The organism is Sphingomonas sandaracina (assembly GCF_036663695.1).
In the GTDB taxonomy this organism is placed as follows: domain Bacteria; phylum Pseudomonadota; class Alphaproteobacteria; order Sphingomonadales; family Sphingomonadaceae; genus Sphingomonas.
This window is the reverse complement of record NZ_JAXOJK010000002.1, coordinates 549778-567703: the sequence shown is the minus strand read 5'-3', so window position 1 is coordinate 567703 and position 17926 is coordinate 549778. Positions and strand designations below refer to the sequence as shown.

General features: G+C 62.2%; 15 protein-coding genes. 3 read left to right on the top strand and 12 right to left on the bottom strand.

What is annotated here, in order from left to right; genetic code table 11:
• Nucleotide 1: 1 nt before the first annotated feature.
• The 8 genes from U1707_RS07970 to U1707_RS07935 all read right to left on the bottom strand — a co-directional run bounded on the left by U1707_RS07970 (nucleotide 2) and on the right by U1707_RS07935 (nucleotide 5892).
• Nucleotides 2–571 carry a septal ring lytic transglycosylase RlpA family protein gene (locus U1707_RS07970; RefSeq protein WP_332799537.1) on the bottom strand — a complete coding sequence of 190 codons (570 nt, stop codon included), beginning with the start codon at nucleotides 569–571 and terminating at the stop codon, nucleotides 2–4.
• A 5-nt stretch (nucleotides 572–576) separates the two neighbouring features.
• The gene (locus tag U1707_RS07965) at nucleotides 577–1248 is read right to left on the bottom strand and encodes a cell wall hydrolase (RefSeq protein ID WP_332799536.1); all 672 of its coding nucleotides are present in this window, start codon (nucleotides 1246–1248) and stop codon (nucleotides 577–579) included.
• A 196-nt stretch (nucleotides 1249–1444) separates the two neighbouring features.
• The gene (locus U1707_RS07960) at nucleotides 1445–1687 is read right to left on the bottom strand and encodes a helix-turn-helix transcriptional regulator (RefSeq protein ID WP_107952245.1); all 243 of its coding nucleotides are present in this window, start codon (nucleotides 1685–1687) and stop codon (nucleotides 1445–1447) included.
• Nucleotides 1684–2073, bottom strand: a complete 390-nt coding sequence (locus U1707_RS07955; RefSeq protein WP_332799535.1) for a hypothetical protein — start codon at nucleotides 2071–2073, stop codon at nucleotides 1684–1686. The genes U1707_RS07960 and U1707_RS07955 overlap by 4 nt, the downstream gene beginning before the upstream one ends.
• 481 nt (nucleotides 2074–2554) lie before the next feature.
• Nucleotides 2555–3355: a hypothetical protein gene (locus U1707_RS07950; protein WP_332799534.1), complete on the bottom strand. Its 801-nt coding sequence runs from the start codon at nucleotides 3353–3355 to the stop codon at nucleotides 2555–2557.
• A 47-nt stretch (nucleotides 3356–3402) separates the two neighbouring features.
• The gene (locus tag U1707_RS07945) at nucleotides 3403–3651 is read right to left on the bottom strand and encodes a hypothetical protein (RefSeq protein WP_332799533.1); all 249 of its coding nucleotides are present in this window, start codon (nucleotides 3649–3651) and stop codon (nucleotides 3403–3405) included.
• 50 nt (nucleotides 3652–3701) lie between these two features.
• Nucleotides 3702–4055 carry a hypothetical protein gene (locus tag U1707_RS07940; protein WP_332799532.1) on the bottom strand — a complete coding sequence of 118 codons (354 nt, stop codon included), beginning with the start codon at nucleotides 4053–4055 and terminating at the stop codon, nucleotides 3702–3704.
• A 1030-nt stretch (nucleotides 4056–5085) separates the two neighbouring features.
• Entirely contained in the window at nucleotides 5086–5892 is an 807-nt protein-coding gene (locus U1707_RS07935) for a hypothetical protein (RefSeq protein ID WP_332799531.1), read from the bottom strand.
• A 503-nt stretch (nucleotides 5893–6395) separates the two neighbouring features.
• Between U1707_RS07935 and U1707_RS07930 the strand changes: the two genes are divergently transcribed.
• The 3 genes from U1707_RS07930 (at nucleotide 6396) to U1707_RS07920 (ending at nucleotide 9626) form a co-directional block, all read left to right on the top strand.
• Entirely contained in the window at nucleotides 6396–8468 is a 2073-nt protein-coding gene (locus U1707_RS07930; protein ID WP_332799530.1) for an AAA family ATPase, read from the top strand.
• Nucleotides 8469–8515: 47 nt separating this feature from the next.
• Nucleotides 8516–9325, top strand: coding sequence for an HNH endonuclease family protein (locus U1707_RS07925; protein WP_332799529.1), 810 nt, complete (start codon nucleotides 8516–8518; stop codon nucleotides 9323–9325).
• A 61-nt stretch (nucleotides 9326–9386) separates the two neighbouring features.
• Nucleotides 9387–9626: a hypothetical protein gene (locus U1707_RS07920; RefSeq protein WP_332799528.1), complete on the top strand. Its 240-nt coding sequence runs from the start codon at nucleotides 9387–9389 to the stop codon at nucleotides 9624–9626.
• Between the two features lie 274 nt (nucleotides 9627–9900).
• Here U1707_RS07920 and U1707_RS07915 read toward each other — a convergent pair whose 3' ends face one another.
• The 4 genes from U1707_RS07915 to U1707_RS07900 form a co-directional block, all read right to left on the bottom strand.
• Entirely contained in the window at nucleotides 9901–10074 is a 174-nt protein-coding gene (locus U1707_RS07915; RefSeq protein WP_332799527.1) for a transposase, read from the bottom strand.
• 515 nt (nucleotides 10075–10589) lie between these two features.
• The gene (locus tag U1707_RS07910; protein WP_332799526.1) at nucleotides 10590–11522 is read right to left on the bottom strand and encodes a hypothetical protein; all 933 of its coding nucleotides are present in this window, start codon (nucleotides 11520–11522) and stop codon (nucleotides 10590–10592) included.
• Nucleotides 11491–13248, bottom strand: coding sequence for an SIR2 family protein (locus U1707_RS07905; protein ID WP_332799525.1), 1758 nt, complete (start codon nucleotides 13246–13248; stop codon nucleotides 11491–11493). The genes U1707_RS07910 and U1707_RS07905 overlap by 32 nt, the downstream gene beginning before the upstream one ends.
• Before the next feature lie 146 nt (nucleotides 13249–13394).
• Nucleotides 13395–17924: a hypothetical protein gene (locus U1707_RS07900; RefSeq protein ID WP_332799524.1), complete on the bottom strand. Its 4530-nt coding sequence runs from the start codon at nucleotides 17922–17924 to the stop codon at nucleotides 13395–13397.
• Nucleotides 17925–17926 lie beyond the last annotated feature (2 nt).

The window sequence follows — 17926 nt, the reverse complement described above, 5'->3', positions numbered from 1 at the left end:
TTCAGAAGCCGGCCGCCGATAGCTGCGACCGGAAGCTCAGCCGGTCATGCTCCGAGATCGGCGGCAACGACCGCGCGGGCTTTCCCTTACGTAACCGGGCGCGATCCTCGGCGGAGGGTTCAACGCGGCGCACCCGTACCGCCGCCAGGCCGCCGGCGCGCACGCCGAGCAGTTCGGCCGCACCGCGCGACAGATCGAGGATCCGCGCATGCCCGGCAAACGGGCCGCGATCGTTGATCCGGACGATGATCCGCCGTCCGGTGTCGAGCGCGGTGACCTCGACATAGGTCGGCAACGGCAGAGTGGTGTGCGCCGCCGTCGGCCATTCGGCACGGAAGCGCTCGCCATTGGCGGTCCGGTTGCCTGATTCGCTGCCGTACCAACTGGCATAGCCCAGCACGTCGTAGGCGGGGTCCGCCGCCGGGACATAGGTCGTGCCGCGTACCCGGTACGGTCCGCCGAGCTTGACCTGCGCGTCGCTGACCGGGCGGTACGATCCGCCGGCACACCCCGCCACGGCGAACACGGCGAGGCATGCGATCCGGGCCAGCGCTGTCGAAAGTCTCTGCATGGACGTCATCGCCGTTGATAGAAGATATGGGACTCGACGGTCGCCACCTTGACGAGCGAGCTCCGCCAATAGGGCACCATCCAGTCGGTATGATAGTGCGTCGCGCGGCCGACCGGCGCGTAGACATAGCCACCCATCGCACGCCGGGCGGCGCGGCGCGCCTGCTCCCAGCCGTCATGTTCGGGCCTGCGCGTACGCGACCCGTCGCATGTGAACGAGAACTGGCAGCCGGTCGTCCGGTTCGCGCCCTGATAGACGACGCCGCACACCGTCTTGGGAAAGCCCGCCGCGCCGACCCGGTTGAGCACGACCTGGATGACCGCCCGCTGCCCGTCGCGGTCGTTCCCCGCCTCGTACAGCGCGACGGTCGCGAGGCATTCGGTCGCCTGCAGCCGCGCGGCCCGACCACCGCGAAAACGGAACGGCGGCGCTGCACGGCGCTTGGCAGTTGCGATCGGCACCAGCGCATTCGACGCACGCGCCTGCGCCATGGTCAGCCGCGGCTTGCGATGACGCGTGGTGGTTTCGGTCGGCCAGGGCACATCGGTCACCCAGCCGACGATCACCGCGAACGCGACCACCGCCCCGAGCAGGAGAAGCCAATGCTCGGACGACGGCCTCAGCCCCGACCGATTGCGCCGCCGCGATGAGACATATCGAGCCGGACGCTTCGCCATCCCACGCTCTTACCGACGAAATTTTCGCAAGGAAACGATCCGCGTCTTCGCGCCCTCGCCAAGAGGTCGAAGCCTGATCGTATGGAAGGAAGATGGTGCCCCTGGCCTCTGCCGGTTTTCGCCGATCATGATATTGTTTTTCCTGCGTTTTCATAGTTGGTTGATTTGCTAAGTGCCCCCTTAAGTGCCCCCATCCTTAGGGGCGTAGGGGGCACGCTGCTAGCCGTTCGCGCATCCAATCATCGATGTCGGCCTGCCACCAGCCGCTGGCTTGCACGGTCAGCTTCACTTGCTGAGGGAACGTACCGGCCGCGACCATGCGGTAGATCGTCGATCGACCAAGGCCTGTGGTCTTCATCACGTCAGGTACGCGCAGGAAGCGACCGCCGGAGCTGGCCGCGCCGCGTTGTCTGGCGGTAGCGAGGGTCATAGCGGTCATGCGGCTTCCTTGAGGCAATCGTGTTCAAATAGGCGGGCGAGTACGGCGCGAAGCCTGCGTGCATGGGCGAGGAGCCGTTCGCCCCTTCCCTCGCGGGCGGCCGCTGCGGACCTGATGTCGGCATCGGACGCGCCACGCTCGCCGCTCATTTTGTAATTGAGTGCGCGAACGGTGATGCAGAGTTCGTCTGCACGGCGGCCCTTGCCCATCAACCCAACTGCGGTATCCAGGCCCATCATCCGCACGACCTCGATAGGGAATGCTACCTGTTCCCGCTTAAAGGCACACCCAGCTGGAGTGCGGCCCTGTTCCCGAATTGGGGAACAGGCGGCTAGCTGCTTCGATGGTTCATTCACGTGGGTCTCAACGGTCGCTGCAATGCTCATCATGAATTTCCCACTGGTGGAGATTCGGCTGCCATTGCGGAGCGATCGTCGCGGCGATCACGCCGATCGACACGCCGCCCCCCCCTCATGAACAGAGCGATCCCGACGTCGTGAGGGATTGGCTGCGCAATCATGCGCGGCGGTCCGATACGCGGAGCCTGCCGGCTGTCATTGGCTGCAATGGAAGCCGCTGCGGGAGCGGCTACAGGCTTGGCGTTTATCATCAGATGCGTTCCGGCAAGGCGGTGGCGTTCTCGGAAGCGCGTTCCGAGCGATGGCGTAGGGCGGACGTGTCGAAATTAGCGGGAGCGCTTGGCCTTGGGCGGTCGCAGGCGCGGCTTACTGGTCACGCGGTACGCGTCGACCAGTGGCGACAGCCACCAGCGGACCAATAAGACCTGGAAAACCTCGCCGATCGGACGGGGCCTCGGCACCGTCTCCAACGGAGCGTAGAGGTCGGCCGGTTCGCGAGCCTCCACGATCATGCGGAAGCTCCGCCTTCTGGTGTGTGCCAGACCGATCGCAGGACCGCGGAGACGTCGATCGCGATCATGGACTTTGCGCCATCCGCGCGCGCCAGTTTGCCTGCGTCGGGACCCCATCTGAAGCGGTAGTCGTCAGTCTCTCCAACCCGCCAGAAAAAGGTCAATTCCTCCGGGGATGCAACGCCGTCGGGCGCATAGCTCACCTCGGCCTGCTCGGTGATGTTCACATAGGGATCGAGGTGGCGGCGAAATTCCTCGCGCGGCATCCCTTCCCACAACTCCATGACGCGCACCGTTACCTTCTGCGCGCCGTGAATTTCAGCGGTCCACGGCACGATCTCGGCCCAAAGCTCGTCTTCCATCGAGATATTATCGGCCGCTTCTGCGGCAATCCGTGGGTTCGTCTCTGGGTCGAAGCCGGGGGCTTCAACTATGTCGCGATACCCCCAGCGCTTCACCCTGCGGGCGATCACGTTGCGCTCGATCATGTCGAGCGTCCACATGGCGTGAACTTCATCGCGAGTCGCGCCGCGACCATCGAAGAACGCAATAGCGTCGCGATAGACCTTGCAGACTGACAGCATCCCTTTGATGCTGACGCCAAGGATGCGGAGCTGGTTCATGATCGCGGCGATGTTCGCCTCGTACCATTCGAACCGCAACTTGAAGCCGGTGCCCGTTTTCGGAGCCTCGATCGGGCGCAGCACGCCGCCCCTAACCCAGAACGTCATGACGTCCCGAGGGATTTCAGCCTTGGCCATGATATCGCCGCGTAGAATCGGCTCTTTGGTTGGCATCGGCCATCCTTGTTTTCGACTGGCTCTCATTCCTAAGTGACTAAAGATCACTCCGCAAGCGACGATTTGGAAAGCCGGTGCCTGTCACGCTGCGTTCTGCCAAGGGGATCGAGCCGCGCTTCTGCTATTGGGCCGTCTTCGCCCGCCGTGCCGCGGTCTAGGTCCCCGTCTTCCAAGTCCGGATCGCCTGCGGCTTGGTTCAGCAATCCAAACAACGCCTCGATCAGATTGCCAATCCGGATGCCGTCGACGCGATCGAGCGCAGCCGGCGCAACCGACTTAGCGAGGGCGAACACTTCGCCCTCCCTCACCAAGCTATCTGCGGCCTTCCGTTGCGACGCGGCCCTCACGCTGCCGTGACCTTTGGCAAGCGCTGGCCGGCCTTCTCCATTGCCCCGCCGACGTCGACGATCTCGGTTGCCTTGGTCCGGACCATCGTAAGCAACGACGCAATCGCACCCCAAAGCTCGTTATCGATCAGGAAGGCGTCGGCGTGCTGATGACGCATCATTCCACGCTGCCGCTCGATCAAAACCTCGACGCCAAGTATCAGCGCGTCGATCGAGTCGCCGCCCTCTTGGACATCGCTGGAACCGCTCATGACTATGTCGCGGTCGGCCATGTCGATCAAAGGGACGTCCGCAGCATCAATTTCGGGTGCACGAATCCGCACACCCCTATAAGGGGCTTCAACAGCCATATTCGATCTCCACTCGATCGGTTGTGGTCAGAGCTGGCGCGAGGGTCCTAAGCCTTGCGTCAGCTCGTCATATCTGGCACCAACTATTAACCATGTCAATTGTTGGTGCCAACAAAAGAGGTCGCGGAAGGCCGCCAGTGGGTTCGACACCCATCAACTTGCGCTTGGCTCCTGATCAACTCGCCGCGCTGGATGCATGGATCGACCGCCAGACGCGCCCACTGTCTCGTCCCGAGGCAGTGCGCCAACTCATGATGGCACAACTCGCCACAGCCGACTGATCCAGTTTTGAATTTTGAATGATCCGCGCCGACTGGGCCGCCTTCCTGGCTGTTGTTCCTGCACGGGGTCGTCCAAATCGGCTATGCCGATCCGCCCAGAACATCGCTGGTCCCACCCGATTGGTGTGAATTGTCGGCTGCTATACGGTTCCGGCGCGGGAAAAGCCGGTGCGAACGCTGCGTTCGGCTGCACGGCTGCAAGGTTAAGGTTCGGCGCAGGCAACTGCGCCAACGGAGTTGGAAAGGGCGAACAGACGCTAATGCAACAAGCCGGTTGAACCGCCGAATCGCGAAACCCAAAACGCCCGAGCGTCCGGACTCGGGCGTTTTCTGTAGCTCCTTAGCTTGCCCGACAGGATGGACCAGGCCTCGACAGCCGGCTTAGGTTTCGTCGGAACCCGCTCGAGCCTATAGTCGCCGCATGACAAAATCACCTCCCGAAGCCAGCACCTCAAAAAAGCCACCTCTCAATGGTTGGCTCGGGATAGGCATCGTGCTTGTCACTATGACTATCTCCTTCTTCGTGGCTTACGCCTGCCTGCTACCGTAAATTCCTCTAGATCAGCCAGCCGCGAACGTCGGCAATTGGTCCTTGATGGCCCGGCCGATTGGGGCCGGCGAGACCTAGAAGCGGTCGTTTGAAGTGATGTAAGTGTCTCCTGAAACCGGTCATCCGTTCATCCGGCAAATACAGGCGCCCAAGCACGCGGCATCGCGGGGACGACCGCGCTTCCGCTACTCGGTTTCCGTCAGTCGAGCTCCAAACCCGGCCGATCGAAATGGTCTCTGATTACGTCATTCATAGCATCTAAGGCTAAGTCCTGGTTCGCGATCAGGTGAAAGGCACGCTTCGCCGCGTCGAGTTGGCCGACGCCGGCGAGCAGGGCGGCCGACCGCGCCAGGATCTTTGCCTCCTCTAAGGTCGCGATCGGACCTTTGCATTGGCTGAACCGAAGGCTGAACCAGAGATCTGAATAGCCTGAGTTGAGGCCGCCGATAGGCTTGTCGCCGGACACCAGCGCGTGGTCGGCGCCGTGGAGCCCCGCCCCGATGATGTATCCCAAGGTCTGAGACTTCGCTCGTGAAGTGGCGCCGGCTTCGGCGCAGTTGCTCAACCCGAGGCTGCAATACCTCGGATGATGGTTCACGAAGCCGAGCTCCAGACATTGGGCCAGAGAAATATCGCCGTCGATCATCACCTCAACGACGATGTCGTGACGCTTATACCAGCTTCCGGCAAGCAACTGGATCGGGCCGTCGTCAGTGGTCGGGTCATAGGCAAGCACGCCGAACGGCAGCCAGTGAGCTGGCCTGTCAGTTAGGAGCAGCCGGACGGTCTGCAAGCCATACTTGATCGGTTCGACCCACATCAATCGCCGCGCACCCAAGAGCGGCAGCCATTCGAACGCGAACTCGACACTGCCGTAGCGAGGCCCCGGATCCCAAGTGTTCGGCGACACCCAGGTCACGCGCTCTCGCGTCGCGGCGAGTATGCCCTCGCCAACGAGTCCCGGAGAGATCCTGCCTTCCTCAACAATCCTGCGCGCCAGCGCCACATGAGTGACGTGCTGGACGCGGGCGAGCTGCGACCATCGCGGATCAAACGGTGCGGGTGCGACGGAGAGTTTACCGCCGAAAGGTGACCAAGTAGGCATTGGGCCGTTAGGCCCGCACCTCGCCGCTCGTCAATCAAGCCGCGGCAAGCGGCGCACAACGCCGATCCTTGAACTAGGTCGTCTAGATCGAGCCAGTAGCTCCAGCCAACGACGACCCAGTTATGGACGCCCTTTCTGCGCTTCCCAACTCGGGCCACTCATTCATCGGTTCGCGATTACCTGCAGCACCGCCGGAATGACGAAACTTGGGATTTTGCAGCCGTTCCACCGTGATGAGTTGAAAGGCCGCTCGTGTCAGGATCTGCATCCAGAGGTTGCCCTTGCGCGACTACCAATGGCAAGCCCGCGAAACAGGAGGGTGTTCGGCACATGATCTTTCGGACCGATAACGCGGGAGCGACGCGCTTGCAGTCCGCGCAGAACACTGCCAGGGCCGCAGGCAAATGATCCGGATCGACCGGCGTCGCGTCCCATCGCCCCTCAACCCCGGGCTGGTCGAGCGAGCAAAGGTACGGCTGCGCGAATTCTACTCCCAGCCCGAAGGTGTCCGGCAGAAGCAGAAGCTCCACGCTGGCGAGCGTATAAGTATCAGCCGCGAGGCGCGGGACAGCCTGCTCGAATTGTTTTACAACAAGTGCGCCTACTGCGAGAGCGAACTCGGTGGGGTGGCCTCGGGCGAGGTGGACCGGTTCAGACCGTTCACGGACGCCTCCGACCTATCCGGCAAGGGGAGCCCCGACCATTATGGCTGGCTCTCTGCCGACTGGGAAAACCTCTACATCGCCTGCCCTGCGTGCGCGCGGGCGAAGCGCAGCCTGTTCCCAGTGGAGGGTGGCCGCGCCGAGGTACTGTCGACACTTGAGGTGGTGAGGCAGACCGAGACGCCGCTGCTGCTCGATCCATGCTTCGATGATGCGGAACTGCACCTGAAGTTCGAGGAGACCGGGACCGTAGAGGCCCTTTCGCCCGCGGGCGAGACGACGATCAAGGTGCTCAACCTCAACCGCGTCGGGCTAGTCAAGGCTCGGGAGTCGGTGTGGCGCCTGACTACGATGTCGCTCGAGGCTGGGCTCAGCCGCGTCGAAGCCGAGGCAACGTTCAGGGACCAGCGCCCTCACGCGGCGGTCGTGAGAGCGGCCGCCGCAGCAACGAGGCGCAGGGCGCGCGCAGATGAGCCACATCCCCTTCGAGAAGCGGTAGCGCGCGTCGTGCCGAGGGAGACCCGCAGCGCGGACCGGATCCTAGCCGACGACGCAGAGGCCTTCCGGCTCACGGCGCGGCCGCTGAAGCGCGTCGTCGTCAGAAACTTCCGGGCCCTCCGCAACGTCAGCCTCGACTTCGGCGAACCGGGATCGGAGCGGGCGCCGTGGCTGATGCTGCTCGGTGAGAACGCCACCGGCAAGAGCACGGTCCTGCAGGCGATCGCGCTGGCGCTCGCCGGGACGGAGGAGGCCAGCCGACACGCCCGGCCGGCCGGCATGCTGTCGGTCGGGACGTTCGAGGGTTGCGTGATGGTCTGGTTCTGGGACCAGGAAGCGCCGGTCGAGCTACACTTCCGACGGGGCGAACAGGGCTTGCGCGGAACGCCTGGCGCCTCTGCGATCGTCCTCGCCTACGGGGCGCTTCGATATGCGGAACGGCGGACCCGAGCCTTTGACCCGGGTCCGCGCTTCTCGAGGATTGCACCGATCATGGAGCCGATCGCGCGCGTCCCCTATCCTGGGCGGTGGCTTCTCGGGCTGGACCCGACCCGATTTGACACCGCCGCTCGCGCGATGCGCTCGATCCTGCCGGTCGGACCGGACTCAGTGATGCTTCGGTCCGGCAACTCCGTCTTCTTCGACGTCGGTGGCCATCGCGCCACGCTGGCTCAGCTCTCGGCCGGCTACCAGACGATCGTGGGGATGTGCGCCGACATCATGCGGCAACTGTTCGAGCGCTGGGATACGCTCGCCAGCGCGCAGGGCATCGTGCTGATCGACGAAATTGACGCGCACCTCCACCCGCGATGGACGATGCGAATCGTCGGGGCGCTGCGCGAGGCGTTCCCGCAGGTCCAGTTCGTCGCCAGCACGCACGACCCGCTAGCGCTGCGCGGACTGCGCAACGGCGAGGTGGCGCTGCTGCGCAGGGACGCGGATGGCGCAGTCGTCGCCGACCAGGACCTCCCGCCGCTCGAGGGGATGCCGGTCGAGCAGTTGCTCACGTCGCGGGTCTTCGGCCTAGCGAGCACGATCGACCCCATGACAGAATCGTTGTTGGACGAATATTACCACCTGCGTTCACTGCCGCCCGACCCGACCAGAGACGACCGCATGGAGCGGATCCGTGGCCGGGTCGCCGACCTCGAGGCCCTGGGCCGTAGCGAGAGCGAGCAGTTGATGCTGCAGGCGACGACCGAGTTCGTGCAGGCGGCTACCGCCGAAGCGGCGGCAGCGCCCCCGCTCCGCGAAGAGACGCTGAAGGCGCTTCGCGAGATCGCCGATCGCGGCGCCACCAGGCGGCGGCGTTCGTGAGGGGGCTGACTCGCGGAGCGACGCCCGCCTCGCTCACGACTGCCGGTGTGGCAGAGTTCGATGCTGCGCGCCTCCACTTCGAAGGGACCGGCCGGACTACTGGCTTCTCCTACAAGGCCTATTCCGCGAAGGATGTGAAAACAACGCTGACCGCGATGACGGGCGGAAAGTGCGCGTATTGCGAGGCTGACTACGATGCGACACAGCCGAGCGACGTCGAGCACTACAGGCCGAAGGGCGCCGTAGACACGGACGCGGGGCGTCTCAAGCCGGGTTACTGGTGGCTCGCGGCGAGCTGGGACAACCTTCTGCCTTCCTGCATTCGATGCAATCGGGCGGAGGGGCAGCTGCTATACGACGGCACTGAGCTGAAGTCGGGCAAAGCGAACCTATTTCCCCTGCTGGACGACGCGCATCGCGCCTCGGGCATCGGCCAGGAGGCGCACGAGGTGCCGTTGCTGATCGATCCTTGCCGTGTCCTGCCTCGGGCGCACATTCGGTTCGTTGACGACGGCGGACGATCAATCGCTGAGGAGGTCGATCAGGACTCGGCCTCCTTGAGCGCCCGCATGGCCCGGGCGTCCATCGACGTATACGGCCTGAATCGATCGGGCCTCGTAAAAGACCGCTCTCGCTACCTCGCTTGGGCAAAGCTCTCACTAGCGCGGCTGGTCAAGCTCGCGGGACGCCTCAACGCAATGCCTGGGCCGACGGCGGCAGACCGCGCCGAGATCGGGGAGGACATCGAGAAGGAGCTGGAATTCCTCGACGGTCTGACCTGCGGCGAGGATCGCTACACAGGGATGCTCCGCGGTCTCATTGACCCGAAGCTGGCGGAACTCGGTCTATCATTCTGAATAGAGAATCACTGCGCACCGGGCGTGGTCGCGGTCGCTAATTGGACAAATCGAAACACCGATGATGGACGGCTTTACTGACGGCGATATCCAGAAAGTCATTGGCCTCAAATTGATCAGCCGTTTGGGCAAGCCGGACGAGATTTCGGAAGCCGTAGCATGGATGTGTTTCGATCTTGGCGGTGTCGTCACCGGTACCGCGACCATTATGGCAGATGGCTGCTCTCACCGGCTTATCAATCAAGGAATGACCGGTTGCATCGTAAGCTGCAATTCCGGCGACTGCATCGGGACGGCTTGAGTTGGTAGAGAGCTGCCCCCGCCCATTCGCGTGCTCCCAGACCCAAAAACGGTCATTCGCGCAGCAATATTCGCACCCCGATATCCGCCATTCGTTCATGAGCAAATATCGTGGCCGCAGCCCCATCTCCGCTGGCCGGAGGTGAGCGAGACATTCGAACGTAGCTAGGCAGCGTGGTCAAATTTGAGTGAGTATCTGGCGGTGGCGAGATGGACCATGCCGAGGAAGCTGTTGGCCAGTTGGTCGTAGCGGGTGGCGATGGCACGGTTAATCTTTAGGTGGGCGGCACGTCGCGCCACGGGGCACCACATCGCAGCCGCCAGAGTATGCCGTTGATGATCGAACGGTTCTGCTCGGGGGGCCTGCCGAGACCCCGGTTCTTGCGTTCGATCGGCAGCAGATCCTTCAGGATGCGCCATTCCGCCTCGGTTAGATCGCCCCGGCCCACGCCTGCCTCCAAAAGACAGCTTTGAATTAGCCAGTCGGCACGACGTCAATGATCTTCGAGACGGCTGATTGTGGTGTGCCTGGCGCGATTTCGCAGTAGGCTATGCTGTATGAGGAAGCTGAACCGACGAGATTGGCTCGCGCTATCTGTCCCGCAGGGGCGAGCATCCTCGTGCCATATATTCGCGGTAAATATGCGGATTGGCTCAACGGCCTGATTGCTGGCGGGCTGATGCTCGCCTTCTCCGTGTGGATATGACGGCGACAGATCATCGAGCATCCGAATAACACATGGAAAGCGCGGCTCTGGTCGCCAATTTGTCGACGCTGCCGAAATTTTGCGAAATATCGCTTTTGTTGGTCTAGAGCGAACAAATAGGACGATCCGCAAACTAATACGTCCTATGAATCAAAAGCAGCGGCCTCCGTGGCCTGATAAGACATCTTATGTTGAATCGTTAGTTAGAGCCACTGATGGTCACTGTGCACCAAATCTTACGATCCTTTACGCCTGTGTTAAGACACAGCAGCTGAACCACGGGCGAGCGATAACGAGATTTCGGCACCGTCGAACTCTACATAATCGCACGTCTCGAGTGCGATGTGGCCATCGCGAAATATCGGCCACAAGGTCCAATCGTGCTCGTCGAGGACATCAACATAAAGGATATCGTAGGGCCGGTCGGGGCCAACATCGAGCAATTGATCGAGGCTTTGCGCTACCAGGATATGGTTCGACAGCGCGACGTCACGGTTCTCTAACAGCAGGATGGTCTGATCACCGTTGGCTTTACGCTCGGCCAGCTTCTCCAATTTTTTCTCAAGGGTGATCGACAGGCGGGACGCCCGCAGATCCTCGACGTCTGGTCCTGCATCGCGCTGGACGAAGAAGCGGCCAACATGCCGCGCGCTGTCGGAGAACCAAGCTCTCCGCGACATGGTCAACGGTATCCCGGCGATTATCGTTGAGCGTACACCTTCATGGTACGGCACGCCGCGACGCTCGACCGCCTCCGGGCCTTCCGCGTGAATTTCCTCGGCAGCCGCAAGGCACCAAGCCGCTATGTCTGCCTGGACGGCCGCGTGTCGGCGACGGTGCAGTCCGACACACGGTTCGATCGGGAACGTCAGATAATAGATGCCCAGATGCGGAAGCCGGCCTTCGACTGCCTCCACGATCGGAGCCGCAAAATCGGAAAAGTCCTTCCCGCTGTTGATCTGCCGCTCGAACGCTTCGACGATGGTGTGCTCGATCGCAAAATGCCGCTCGCCGATTGAAAACAGGCAGTCCACCTGGCGGTCGACGCCATCCTCTTCGGGGAACCGAACGTTCTCGCGCAGAGCACCGCATTCCGCTTCGTAGAAGCGGATGGTGGCCTCGCAGAGCTGCCGCTCATATTTGATTAGAGGCGGCATATCAGTGGAAGCCGAGCTTGGATCGGAAAGCATGGACCGCAGCGATATTCGCCTCGATGGTCTCGCCGTTCTGGGTCAGCACCGGGCACGCGGCCGCGAACGCCTTGCCAGCGAAGCGCACCTCGCTGCCCTTTAACCCGGCGATGATTGTCGAGAGATTGTCATGCCGGTAAGCGGCCCAAGCACCGACGGGCACCCAACCGCTGTTGCTGACGCCGGCAGCAAGATATGCCAACGCGAAATAATACTCGAACGTGTCAAAGAGGAGCGAATAGTCCTCGTCATCGGCAACGAGCGGGTGGAACGTCGACCGCAACGTGTCGTGCAACCAATCGCTCATCGGCACGTGCCGCGGCTGACCGTTGAAGAGGCCGAAGAGCATCGCGCGATCAATGAGATGTGGCGGCGCGAGATGTCCGACTGCCAGCGCTTTCTTGTTGTTGATGGTCGGCGTTCGCGCGGTAAGTAGTCGTGAAAGCAATGGTGGGCGATCTGCCAGCAAACTTGCCATGCCAGCGGCGTAAAGCATGAGCGTCGCCGGGTAACCGCGAAGGCTTGCCCAGGCGGTATATTGCGACCCGTCGTGGATATTTTCTTTGCCTACTTCCCCGATCGCAGAGACGAGCAGATCATCCTGCTCGCCGCGCGACCAGCGAGCGATCGTGGCATTCAGGCCGATGATCGTCGTGGCGGCAGCGTCATACGCCTTCACGCGCTCAGCTGTCGTGTCGACACTCGGCACGACAGCGCCGTGCGCGGGAAATTTCGGTCCCCGCCAAGCTGCGACCGCATCCTTCAGCACGTCCCGATAGAGGTCGTGCAGGCGGATACGCTGGCTGTCGTCGGCAAGATACCGCTTGGCCGCACCGATCGCCGCCTGGACGCTCAACGGATGCGGCCGATCAAACTCTTCGAGGCCGTGAACACGAGCGAGAAGGCCTGCGAAGAAGCCGTCGGCAGATGTAATCGCGACGGTCTCCGCCCGTCGACTTGAGATGACGGCTTTCGCTTCCTGAGACGGCTCGCCAACAGAGGTCCAGAAGCAGGCATAGCGCCGGTTGGTCGCCCGCTCGATGACCGCTCGCATTGCGGTATCCCAGGTTGCCGACCAGCCGCAAACGATCAGACCGAACTCGTCGACTACGCGTTCGACGAGCGATTCCATGGCGGGATCGTACGCGGAAAGTTCCTGGTCAGTGTTGAGGATCCGCGTGTCGAGATAGTCGCCGTGGATCTTGATGATGCAGTGCTTCTGATGTGTGAGCGGGATCATCCCGGCCGCCTGGTCTGCGCTCCCGATGACGACCGGCACGATCCCCCGCTGCTCAAGCGCCTGCTCGAGCAACCGGTCGAAGTTTGTCGTCACGACGACCCGCACCAAACCGGCTGCCATTAATTCCGCGATCGCGTGATGCGCATCCGTGGGGAGTTTGAGACCCTGCTCGCGCTCCTCCTCAGTCGGTTCGAAATAGCCTTTGAGAAGCTGCTGGCGGTCGGTTTGGCTGCGACACAGGGAGTCCAGGAGTTCGGAATAGTTGGCCTCCTTCCCAAAAGTCTCTGCGTACCAGCGATCGGGCGCGTCGCTTGGCGAAACATCCTGGGCAGCGGCGAGGCGCCGAATTAAATCGAGGACAACTTCCCAGCCGGTTGGAATTCCTGCCGCTCGAGAGATGCCGGAACCCAGCATGAGGCCGTACACGCCCGGACTGGCGCGTAGGGAGAAAGCCAGAGAGACCAAAGGATCGAGAGTTTGAACCACGCTGCTTGAATCCCGTTTTGTTCTGATTGACCGTAGCTTTCTCGGCTATGATAGGTTTGTCGCGTTTGGGGACAAGCAGTCTTGCGTGCTTTCGGAAGGCAAGGGTATCCGGTCCGAAAAACCCGGTTCGATGAGATTTCTCATGTTCAGACGGGTAATTCTCGGACATGGCTCCGCCACGGGGCGTGAGTGGCCTTAAGAATATCAGTAAGGTAAAGTCGCTTGTCGCGATTTTTCGCGGACTCTTTTGCCGTCCGCTCCAATTCGTGGCGAGCAGCGTGCCAGATCGCCTTCTCTTCGCTCGGTAATCCGTCGCGCCCTCGAGCTTCAACCGCACGCTCCAGCAATTCAACAGCGCGATCGTCCGCACATGCCACAAATAGGACCAGCGCGGAGAAAGCTAAATCAGGGTCATTCCCAGACAGGAACTTCGTCCGCCAGTGTTCGGCCGAACGACTACGCTGATAAGCCTCTGACGAGATCCTGCGAACGTCGGCCAGCCAACCCTCAAGCGGAAGTTCGTTGGCTGCCGCCCAAAATTCGTCGCCCGCTGGGTTGGGATCGAGAAACCGGCCGAGAGTAAGAGATCGACCGACCTCGCCAGCCGTCTTCGCGAAAAGTCCGCTATGCATGTGCCCTAAGAGCCAATCGGTCCGCCCGCCGTCAGCTGCCCAGCCCGCCATCGACGCCAGCGCCGCGTCTGTCACCGCATCGGCGAGAATACGGTCACAGTGGGGCGTCATCTCCGCGGCGGCGCTGTAGAAAGGAAGGCGCTCGAACTTCTCGAGACTACTCCAATTGCTGTCACGGTAGGCGGGATAAAGCACGTTCCAGATTCGCACGCCGTCTGCCGGACGAGTCTCCATCACCGCGCGAAGCGCACTCAACACCGGAAAGCTACCAAAACCGAACGCATGCTCGGGACCTCTCGCCAACAGAGCATCGAGCGCCGCGACGAGATTATCCCCCCGTTGTTCGGCTAGCACGCGCATCGCCACCTTGGAGTCGAACCACGACGGGACGGCGGCTACCGTCTCGGGGAAGCTTTGGGTCGCTATGCCTTCCAGAACGACCGCCTCGAAATGGTCCAAGGCGTCGCCGTCGTCCGGTGCGTCCTGCACGCGGGCGCCCCACGCCAGCGGATCGATCCGCTGCTCGAGATCTTGAACCGCGAAGTGCCTGGCCGCGACAATCATCGCCAGTGAGCCATTAGCCCCTTCGCTACGCTCCATGTCGGGAGACCATGACCAACCGCTGTCGACGATAGCTCGAAGCATCACGGGATTTTGATCGTATCGTGCGAGCGCCAGAAGCCGCAGCCGCGTCGTCGGCGTGTCGGTGGTGATCGCTGCCATGAGCGCCTCAGTGAATGCAGGCGGCATGGCGCTACGGTTAACCGACAGCACATAACCGACCCAATGCTCGCGATGGTCCCCCGTGATTTCGCTTACGAGATCGCCGAAGTCGGTCGCTGTCGGAACTGCAAAGACGGCAACCTCGTCGGTGTAGAAATTCGGGCCATGGGGATCGCTCTTAAAGATCGCGATCTGCTCGGCAGCGGTCTTGCCCGCCAATCGCGAGATCTGCGCATGCAACCACCCGTCGCTTTTTCCGGCGCCGAGCTCGCGGCGAATGAATGGCGTCGCGACGCTGGCGAAAATCGCGTGAGTCTCGGGGTCAAGCAGCGGCCAGAATCGCTCAACTTCGCGCGCCAGACGAAGCAACTTCCCTTCGTCCACGTTTCCGTTTTCATCCAGCCGCTGCGGCGCTGTCTCGAAGATGCGTCGGATCAACCGCGTCAAAGCGTCGGGCGCCCAACGGGCTAGCGCAGGCATGCTCTGTTCAAGGGCGAAGTCGCCAGATCCTTGGGACAATCCGGCCGAAAATACGTCGAGCGCGTCGGTGGAATCGGCAGCTTCGGCGAGCTGATCCTGCTCGTCGGGACCCAACATCACATCTGGACGATAGGCCAGATCCTTCAGAGCCGAATAGCGATAGAGCGGCTCATCGTCGGTTCGAGCGGCGCCATCTTCCGGCAGTTGCACCAGCCCATCCTCGCCGACAGTGGCAACGCGGCCAAAGATGCGCCGCCGTGGCGTGGCGTCTAGGCCCGCGACGAGAGCAGCCGCCGTGGGTGTCGCGAGCGCCTCCAAGAGCAGACGCGCGGCCTCGACAGCGACCTCGGCGCCCGTGCTTAAAAGCGTATCAGCTACCTGCAATATTTCTGATGCAGTTGCTTCTCCGTCGATCGGATTGATCCGCAGAACCCAACCCATCCCGTCATGCGGTCCGAAAGATTGGCTGATCGCTCGGGACACCGCCCAGCTCACGATGGCATTCAGAAATGGAAGTCGCGGAAGCATCGAGAGGATGCCCATCGCGCGGCCAGCCAGAAATCCATATTCGCGTTCGATCCCCTCGAGCATCTCTACCCGCGCAAGCGTGGCCGTAAGCGCGCCAGCGAGCCCGGGCTCGACCTGCTCCCAGCCTCTTCGCCGGCCCTCGATCGCCGCGTCGACGCTCTCGCGCGCTGCTTCCGGTGAAGCCTTGCGCTCCGCCATCATGACGCGCTGGTGATCGGGCCAGTAATAGCCAAGCCAGCGGCAGAGCCGTGCCTCTAACGCTCGCCGAAAAGGAACAAATCGTGCGGCATCGGCGAATGCCGTGATGAACAGGTTCTCGTCCCGCGCCGAGCGATTATGAACCAGCCAGATCCGCTCCGCCAGGTCGAGGAACAAGTCGGGCTTCGCCGGGATCAGCCGCTCCAAGGCCTCATAGTCCGGTCGCCCAAAATTCTGCTGGAAGAACCAGTCCTGTGCGAGCACCGCGAAGGTCTCGGAAGGGCCATGGTCGCGCAACATCGCCGCTGTGACCGCCCAACGTAGGATCGCGACACCGCGATCGGTCCCGCGCAATGGCTCCATGAATTCGGCAAGCCGCTCGGCACGCCCGGCACCTGCGGCGTCAAGTTGGCTGTTGAGTGCCAGCGCCAGCGCAAAGGGCATTCGATCTTTCTTGAGTCGGAACCTCGAAGTTGAACCTTCGACATCGTCGACCCAATGCCCGGAGATGATCTCGTCCAGTGCCGTTCTAAGTTCCGCTCCTTGTGCCCCACTCTCACGTCCAAGCGCCTCGACGATTTGAGCCTTCGTCACAAACGCGGTGGCATCGCTATCATCGTCGATCGCTGCGCGAAGGCGCTCACCCTCGCCGATCAGAAACTGCTGGAAATCGGCCTCTGTCGGGCTGAGGCTCGATCCGTGCAACCTCAGCCGGTGGCGCCAGTCCTCGTAGATGAGGCGCTCTATGGTGATGTCGCCGCTTTCCTCCAGCTCGCGCCTACGCTGGATCGCCAGCTGACAATAACGGGGCACGCGCATCAACTCGATGAGTGCGGTCGATAGTTGAGCCCGAGGCACGTGATGACGCGCGAGCATCTCGTCGAGCTCGGCATCGCTGAAGTCGGGGACCAGGATCTCCGAGGCCTGCGGACTTAGGTTTGCTAACCCCTTAAGATCGACGTTCCAGTAATGGGTTCGACAAGTGACCACCACCGCAACGTGCCCGTTCATCTCGGTGAATAGGGGCTGCAGCAGGCGATGCCATTCGAGAAAGTTCACGTTCTGGTTGAGTCCGTCGATCACCAGCAGGATCGATGGCTTTGCCGCTTTATGACTTGTCCAAAGGCCGACACGGCGCGTCCAGAAATCGACGTCCCGAAGGCCGATCCGGTCAGCGAGCAAGCGCCCAAGGAGCCGGGCGGGCGGCTCGGAGGGCGAGGGCGCCAAGTCTCGAGCCGGCACGACGATCGTTAGCGGCAACGCATCTGGCTGATCGAAGATTTCCTGCCACCACGCGAGCAGGCCCCAAGTCTTGCCCACACCTTCTTCACCCAAGAGAGCCAGCGGCGAAATGGAACCAGCTGTCCACCATGCCGACACCGCGTCGAAGACCGCCTGCCGGCGCACCCGCACATTTCCCGGCGCATCGAGGCCGCTATAACAGTGCAGACGTGAAACGGCCGTCTGATCGTCTTGGAAGGAGCGCAAGAGCCAGCCAGCGGCCTGTTCCTTCGCCGCGAAATATCCGACATCCGGTCGGCGGAAGGGCTCCAGCACCATCCCGCAACGGTCCTCAAAGTCGGCTTCGGCCGCGAGCGCAGTCAAATAATCCACGACCGGTGCTACACTGCCCAAGTGCTTTGCAACTGCTGCCGGCGCGGCAGCTGCGAGAAGCGCGAGCGAACTCGGTCTATCCTCTCCCTCAATGGCATCGAGGAGGCCAATCGCGATCCCGAGTTCCTGACCGGTCTTCTGCAGTTCGGCGAGGTTGGTTTTGCTGAACTTGCCCGTGGTGGCGAGCACCCATAGATCGAGCGTAGGGTAATGCTGGACCGCATCGTAGATCTTACGACGAAGCTCGGCCAGCGACACCGTGGTCGAGCCGTATTTCTTTCCTTCGAAGCCGATCGACAACCGGTTTCCCGCAGGGTCGTTCATCCCATCAGAGCCGCCTTGATGCCCGGATTTCTGCAGCAGGAATCGCTGTTTGAGAACCTCCTGGAGGCAATCTGACACAAAGCCCTCGAATCCATTTTCACCGGTATTTGGCAACGCTTTCATTGCGGCGACGAAGGGTTCGGCCGCAGGCCGCGCGGGATTGGAATGCGTAGCCATCG